General features: G+C 68.2%; 5 protein-coding genes and 1 pseudogene. 4 read left to right on the forward strand and 2 right to left on the reverse strand.

What is annotated here, in order from left to right; all coding sequences use genetic code 11:
* On the forward strand, positions 1-367 hold a 367-nt coding region (locus tag ACXJLU_RS32120), incomplete at its 5' end, for a response regulator transcription factor (protein ID WP_457337802.1).
* 3 nt (positions 368-370) lie between these two features.
* On the opposite strand, the gene ACXJLU_RS32125 is transcribed toward ACXJLU_RS32120, so the two are convergent.
* Together ACXJLU_RS32125 and ACXJLU_RS32130 are read right to left on the reverse strand one after the other, a co-directional pair.
* Complete coding sequence (locus tag ACXJLU_RS32125) at positions 371-1,237, reverse strand: alpha/beta hydrolase (protein ID WP_457337803.1); 867 nt, start codon at positions 1,235-1,237, stop codon at positions 371-373.
* A gap of 99 nt (positions 1,238-1,336) precedes the next feature.
* Positions 1,337-2,329, reverse strand: a complete 993-nt coding sequence (locus tag ACXJLU_RS32130) for a LysR family transcriptional regulator (RefSeq protein WP_457337804.1) — start codon at positions 2,327-2,329, stop codon at positions 1,337-1,339.
* Between the two features lie 172 nt (positions 2,330-2,501).
* Here ACXJLU_RS32130 and ACXJLU_RS32135 point away from each other — a divergent pair, with 172 nt between their 5' ends.
* The 3 genes and pseudogenes from ACXJLU_RS32135 to ACXJLU_RS32145 form a co-directional block, all read left to right on the forward strand.
* Positions 2,502-3,683: an efflux RND transporter periplasmic adaptor subunit gene (locus ACXJLU_RS32135; protein ID WP_457337805.1), complete on the forward strand. Its 1,182-nt coding sequence runs from the start codon at positions 2,502-2,504 to the stop codon at positions 3,681-3,683.
* Positions 3,684-3,716: 33 nt separating this feature from the next.
* Complete coding sequence (locus tag ACXJLU_RS32140) at positions 3,717-6,905, forward strand: efflux RND transporter permease subunit (RefSeq protein WP_457337806.1); 3,189 nt, start codon at positions 3,717-3,719, stop codon at positions 6,903-6,905.
* 14 nt (positions 6,906-6,919) lie between these two features.
* Positions 6,920-7,216, forward strand: a pseudogene (locus tag ACXJLU_RS32145) (RND transporter); the annotation flags it as partial.

Here is a 7,216-nt window from a genome sequence, read left to right on the forward strand (position 1 = left end):
GGCGCACGCGGTGCTGCTGCAGACCGCCCGCCCGGGCCGCGCGGCGCTGTCGTTCGACGAGGCCCAGGCGCAGCTGCAGCGCGAGGCGCAGCGCGGGCTGTTCGATGCCGAGGTGGTGGCCGCGCTCGGCGGCGCATCGCGCGCGGCCGAGGCGCCGCGTGCGGCCGAGCCCACCGGCCTGTTGACCGGCCGCGAGGTCGAGGTGCTGCGCTGCATCAGCCTCGGCGAGAGCAACAAGGAAGCGGCCCGCACGCTCGGCATCAGCCCGAGCACCGTGCGGGCCCACCTCGAGAACATCTTCCGCAAGCTGGAATGCAGCACCCGGGCCGCCGCCACCCTGAAGGCGATGACGACCGGGCTGCTCTGACCCTCAAGCCGCGATGCCGAACAGCTCCAGCAGTGCCTGCCGCATCGGCGCCTCGCCGACCGCATGCGTGTCATGGTGCGATCCCCCCGGCACCAGCACGAAGCGCTTGGCCGACACCGCCGCGTCGAACAGCGCCCGCCCCAGCGCGTGCGGGATCAGCCGGTCGTCGTCGCCATGCACCACCAGCACCGGGGCGCGCACCGCCCCGATCTTCTGGGCCGCATCGAAGCGCTGCGTGATGAAGCGGCGCACCGCCGACCAGCCGAAGCTGAAGCTCGCGACCACGTCGGACAGCGACGTGAAACTGCTCTCGATGATCAGACCGGCCGCGTCGTCGACCTCGGACGCCAGGTGGATCGCGATCGCGCCCCCCAGCGAGTGGCCGAAGATGTAGCGCGCATGGCCCGGCTGCCGGGCCGCGAGCCATTGCCAGGCGGCGCGGGCGTCTTCATAGGCGCTGGCTTCCGACGGCAGCTCGCCGCCGCTCTTGCCGAAGCCCCGGTAGTCGACCGCCAGCACCGAGAAGCCCATGCGCTGCAGCCGGCGCAGGCGTTCGGCGCTGCAGCTCACCTCGTGTTGCGCGCCGTGCAGGTACAGCAGCAGCGGCGCCTGCGCATCGTCGTGCGGGTGCCACAGCCCGTGCAGCCGCACCGCCTGCCCGCTGAGCGCCGAGTCGAAACCGATCCACACCTCGTGCATGTCGGTCAGCCGGCGCAGCGCGCGCGCCTGCGACCAGCGGTTGCGCTTCTGCGGCCGGAAGATCCACTTGCGCTGCTGCGTGTCGATCAGCCGGTCGCCGGCGACCGCGGCGAACGCGGTCAGCGCGGCGGCAGGYCAGCCGGCACGGGTGAGGGCATAGGGAAGCTGCATGCCCTGATCTTCGGCTGCGGCGCCCTTCGCTTGAATCCCCGGGTCACGCTCCCCGCGTTCAAGTGGCCGCAGTTCCCAACATTCGTTCTCACGAGCTGCTCAATGCGCGTGCGCTTCGAGCAGCTGCACCGTCTTGTTGGGCAGCTTGATGGCGCTCTTCTCGCGCTCGGCCCGCGCCTCGTGGCACATCTTCATGCCGGTGTGGTGCTCCAGGATCTCGGCCACCCAGTCGACGAACACCCGCACCTTCGACGACAGGTGGCGGTTCGACGGGTACACGACGTGGAACGGGATCTCGTCCGACAGCCAGTCGCACATCAGCAGCTCCAGCACGCCGCAGCTCGGGTACTGGCGGAACATGTAGGTCGGCAGCCGGCCGACGCCCAGCCCCGCCAGGCAGGCGTCGACGTACGCATTGGAGTCGTTCAGCGTCAGCGGGCTGTCCACCGGCAGCAGGATGCGCTCGCCGTTGCGCACGAAGTCCCAGTCGAACACCTGGCCGGTGCGCAGCGAGAAATAGTTCAGGCAGGTGTGCTTCTTGAGATCCAGCGGGTGCTGCGGGCGGCCGCGGCGCGCCAGGTAGCCGGTGGTCGCGCAGGTCACCAGGTTCATCGTGCCGACGCGGCGCACCACGACGGACGGGTCCGACACCTCGCCGACGCGCAGCGCGCAGTCGATGCCCTCGCTCAGCAGGTTCGGCGGCCGGTCGCTGCAGCCCAGCTCCAGCTCGATGTCGGGGTAGCGCTCGAAGAACGACGGCAGCAGCGGGATCAGCAGCCGGCTCGCCACCGCGGTGCTCACGTCCACCCGCAGCTTGCCGCGCGGCGAGGCCTGGCTGGACGAGAATGACTCCTCGGCGTCACGCAGATCCTCGAGGATGCGCACGCAGCGTTCGTAATAGGCGGCGCCGTCTGCCGTCACCGACACCTTGCGGGTCGTCCGGTGCAGCAGCCGCACCTTCAGGTGGCCCTCCAGCTCGGCGACGCTGGCCGACAGCGTCGCTTTCGGCATGTTCAGCAGCACCGCTGCACTGGTGAAACCGCCGGTGTTGACGACGCCGACGAAGGCTTGCATGGCTTTGATGGTGTCCATTGTCCCGATTCCTGAACAGTCATTCCGCAAAACGCTACTTTATAACTGATTCACAGACCAATACATTTGATGGTGCAACGCAGCATGGGGTATTTCCCGTGACTGTCGACTATTTCCATTTGTCTCTTTTATTTCGGTGGGGCCGCGTGCTCCGCTGTCCAGGATGACCCCCATGACCCTCCGTCCCACCTCCCTGATGTTCTCGACCGTCGCGTTGACGCTCGTGTCGGCTGCCATGTTGTCGCTGAGCGGCTGCTCGCGCGGCGGTGAAGCGATGGCCGCCACGGCTGGTGGGCCGCCGCCGGCGCCGCCGGTTAGCGTCGCCGTCGTCGTCTCGCGCAACGTTGTCGAGCAGCAGGATTTCTCCGGCCGCATCGAAGCCATCGAGTCGGCGCAGATCCGTGCCCGCGTGCCCGGCACCATCGACGCGGTGCAGTTCAAGCCCGGCGCGCTGGTCAAGAAGGGCGACGTGCTGTTCGCGATCGACCCGCGCAGCTACCAGGCCGAGGTGGCCAAGCTCGAAGCGGCGGTCGCCAGTTCGAAGGCCAAGGCCGACCTCGGCCGCACCGAGCTCGAGCGCTCGAAGCGCCTGATGGCCGACAACGCGATCGCCCAGCGCGATTTCGACGAGCGTGCCGCCAGCGCCCGCCAGCTCGAAGCCGGCGCGCAGGCCGACCAGGCCGCGCTCGCGGTCGCGAAGCTGAACCTCGAATACGCCGTCGTGCGGGCGCCGTTCGCCGGCCGCATCGGCAAGGCCGAGGTCACCGTCGGCAACCTGATCGACAGCAGCGTCGTGCTGACCTCGCTGGTCTCGATCAGCCCGGTCTACGTGAGCTTCGACGGTGACGAATCCACCTTCCTGAGCATCGGCGGCGCCGCCCGCGAAGGCGGCAAGGGCGTCAAGGTGCGCACCGGGCTGACCAACGAAAGCGGCTTCCCGCACGAAGGCCGGCTCGACTTCATCGACAACCGGGTCGACCCGGCCTCCGGCACGGTGCGCATGCGCGCGGTGCTCGAGAACAAGGACGGCGCGCTGATCCCCGGGCTGTTCGCGCGGGTGCAGGTCGGCGCCGACATCGGCGCACCGGCCGCGCTGCTGATCAACGACACCGCGATCGGCACCGACCAGAACCGCAAGTACGTCTACGTCGTCAACGCCGAGAACAAGGCCGAGTACCGCGTCGTGCAACTCGGCCCGCTGGTCGATGGCTTGCGCGTCGCGCGCACCGGGCTGAAGCCGGGCGAGCGCATCGTCGTCAACGGCCTGCAGCGCGTGCGCCCGGGTTCGCCGGTCGCCCCTGAAGTCGTCGCGATGAATGCCGACACGGCAGCCAGCGCCCCGGCTCGCCAGTAATCGGCCAGACAAAAAGTCAGATCGAAAGACCCCATGCGATTCTCAAAATTCTTCGTGGACAGGCCGATCTTCGCGGCCGTGTTGTCCATCCTGTTGTTCCTCGCCGGGTTGATCGCGATCTTCCGGCTGCCGATCTCGGAATACCCCGAGGTCGTGCCGCCGTCGGTCGTCGTCAGCACGCGCTTCCCGGGTGCCAACCCGACCGTGATCGCGCAGACCGTGGCCGCGCCTCTCGAAGAGGCCATCAACGGCACCGAGAACATGCTGTACATGGCCTCGCAGGCCACCGGCGACGGCGGCATGAACCTGACCGTCACCTTCAAGGTCGGCACCAACGTCGAGCAGGCTGAAACGCAGGTGCAGAACCGCGTGCAGCGTGCCTTGGCGCGCCTGCCCGAAGAAGTGCGGCAGATCGGCGTGACCACCGTCAAGAGCTCGCCCAACATCACGATGGTGGTGCACTTGCTCTCGCCGAACTCGCGCTACGACGAGGTCTACCTGCGCAACTACGCGGTGCTCAACATCAAGGACCGGCTGGCCCGCGTGGCCGGCATGGGCCAGGTGCAGGTGTTCGGCGCCGGCGACTACTCGATGCGCGTCTGGCTCGACCCGCAGAAGATCGCCGCGCGCGGCCTGACTGCGCCCGACGTGGTGGCCGCGATCCGCGAGCAGAACGTGCAGGTGGCCGCCGGCGTGGTCGGCGCCTCGCCCGCGAAAGACGCGCCGTTCCAGCTGTCGGTCAACACGCAAGGCCGCCTGAGCACCGAAGAGGAATTCGGCGACATCATCATCAAGACCGGCAGCCTCACCGCCAGCGGCGGCGTGATCCGCCTGCGCGACGTGGCCCGCCTCGAGCTGGGTGCCTCCACCTACTCGCTGCGCTCGCTGCTGAACAACAAGCCGGCGGTCGCGCTCGGCCTGTTCGAAGCACCGCAATCGAACGCGCTGCAGATCTCGACCGACGTGCGCGCGCTGATGGAAGACCTGAAGAAGGACTTCCCGCAGGACCTCGAATACGCCATCGTCTACGACCCGACGCAGTTCGTGCGCGACTCGATCTCGGCCGTGATCCACACGCTGCTCGAGGCGATCGCGCTGGTGGTGCTGGTGGTGATCGTGTTCCTGCAGACCTGGCGCGCGTCGCTGATCCCGCTGCTGGCCGTGCCGGTGTCGGTGATCGGCACGATGGCGGTGCTGCTGGGCTTCGGCTTCTCGATCAACACGCTGTCGCTGTTCGGGCTGGTGCTCGCGATCGGCATCGTGGTCGACGATGCGATCGTGGTGGTCGAGAACGTCGAGCGCAACATCGCCAACGGGCTGAGTCCGCGCGACGCCACCATCCAGGCGATGAAGGAGGTCTCCGGGCCCATCATCGCGATCGCGCTGGTGCTGTGCGCGGTGTTCGTGCCGATCGCGTTCGTCTCCGGGCTGACCGGCCAGTTCTACCGCCAGTTCGCGCTGACCATCGCGATCTCCACGGTGATCTCGGCCTTCAACTCGCTGACGCTGTCGCCGGCGCTGGCCGCCGTGCTGCTGAAGCCGCACGGTGCCCCGAAGGACAAGCTGGCGCGTGCGATGGACTGGGCCTTCGGTGGCTTCTTCCGCGTGTTCAACCGCTTCTTCGACCGCTCATCGCACGGCTACACCGGCGGCGTCAAGCGCGTGCTGGCGCACAAGGGCGCGACCCTCGTGGTCTACGTGCTGCTGATCGTCGGCGCGGTGTTCATGTTCCGCATCGTGCCGTCGGGGTTCGTGCCGGCCCAGGACAAGCAGTACCTGGTCGGCTTCGCCCAGCTGCCTGACGCCGCCTCGCTCGACCGCACCGAAGGCGTGATCCGCCGCATGTCGGAGATCGCTCAATCGGTGCCGGGCGTCAAGAGCTCGGTGGCCTTCCCGGGCCTGTCGATCCACGGCTTCATGAACGCGCCGAACTCCGGCATCGTGTTCTACACGCTCGACGATTTCGACAAGCGCAAGGGCGCCGCCCTGTCCAGCGGCGCGATCGCGGCCGAGGTCAACAAGCGGCTCGGCGCGATCCAGGACGCCTTCATCATGGTGTTCCCGCCGCCGCCGGTGAACGGCCTCGGCACGATCGGCGGCTTCAAGCTGTACGTCGAAGACCGCGCCAACCTCGGCCCCGACGCGCTGTACCAGGCGGTGCAGGCGCTGCAGATGAAGGCCTGGCAGACGCCGCAGCTGGCGGGCGTGTTCTCGGGCTACCAGATCAACGTGCCGCAGCTGAAGGCCGACGTCGACCGCACCAAGGCCAAGCAATTGGGCGTGCCGCTGGCCGACATCTTCGACACGATGCAGATCAACCTCGGTTCGCTCTACATCAACGACTTCAACAAGTTCGGCCGCACCTACCAGGTGATCGCGCAGGCCGACGCGCCGTTCCGCTCCGACGCCTCGGCGATCGGGCAGTTCAAGGTGCGCAACGCCGCGAACGAGATGGTGCCGCTGGGCAGCCTGGTGAACGTCAGCAACACCTATGGTCCCGACCGTGTCGAGCGCTACAACTCGTACATGGCGGCCGACTTCAACGGCGGCCCGGCACCGGGCGTGTCGTCGGGGCAGGCGCAGGACATCATGGCCAAGCTGGCGGCCGAGACGCTGCCGCGCGGCATCAACTTCGAGTGGACCGACCTCACGTACCAGGAGATCCTGGCCGGCAACACGCTGGTGATCGTGTTCCCGCTGTGCGTGCTGCTGGTGTTCCTGGTGCTGGCCGCGCAGTACGAGAGCTGGACGCTGCCGCTGGCGGTGATCCTGATCGTGCCGGCGTCGATCCTGTGCGCGCTGCTGGGCGTCTACCTGACCAAGGGCGACAACAACATCTTCACGCAGATCGCGTTGTTCGTGCTGGTGGGGCTGGCGTCGAAGAACGCGATCCTGATCGTCGAGTTCGCCCGTGACCTGGAGCACCAGGGCAAGAGCATCGTCGAGGCCGCGCTCGAAGCCTGCCACCTGCGCCTGCGCCCGATCCTGATGACCTCGATCGCGTTCATCATGGGCGTGCTGCCGCTGGTGTTCTCGTCGGGTGCCGGTTCGGAAATGCGCCATGCGATGGGCGTCGCGGTGTTCGCCGGCATGCTAGGCGTGACGCTGTTCGGCCTGTTCCTGACCCCGTTGTTCTACGTGCTGCTGCGCAAGCTCGCGGTGGCGATCGAAGGGCGCTCCGGCGCTGCCGCGGCGCCGGTGGCGCACGAGGCGACGACCTGAGCAACGACAAGACCATGACACACACTTTGTTCAAGACTTCCGCGCTGGTGACGGCGCTGGTGCTGGCGGGTTGCTCGCTGGCCCCGACGGTGCCGCAGCCCGATGTGGGCGTGCCGTCGGCCTACAAGGAGATGACGGCCGTCGAGAGCGGCTGGAAGGCCGCCGCGCCGTCCGAGGCGCAGCAGCGTGGCGCCTGGTGGGCGACCTTCGGCGATGCGAAGCTGGATGCGCTCGAGGAGCAGGCCGCGAAGGCGAGCCCGACGCTCGCGTCGGCCGCTGCCCGCGTCAAGGCGGCGCGCGCCACGCTCGGC

Source organism: Rhizobacter sp. P5_C2 (assembly GCF_054049715.1).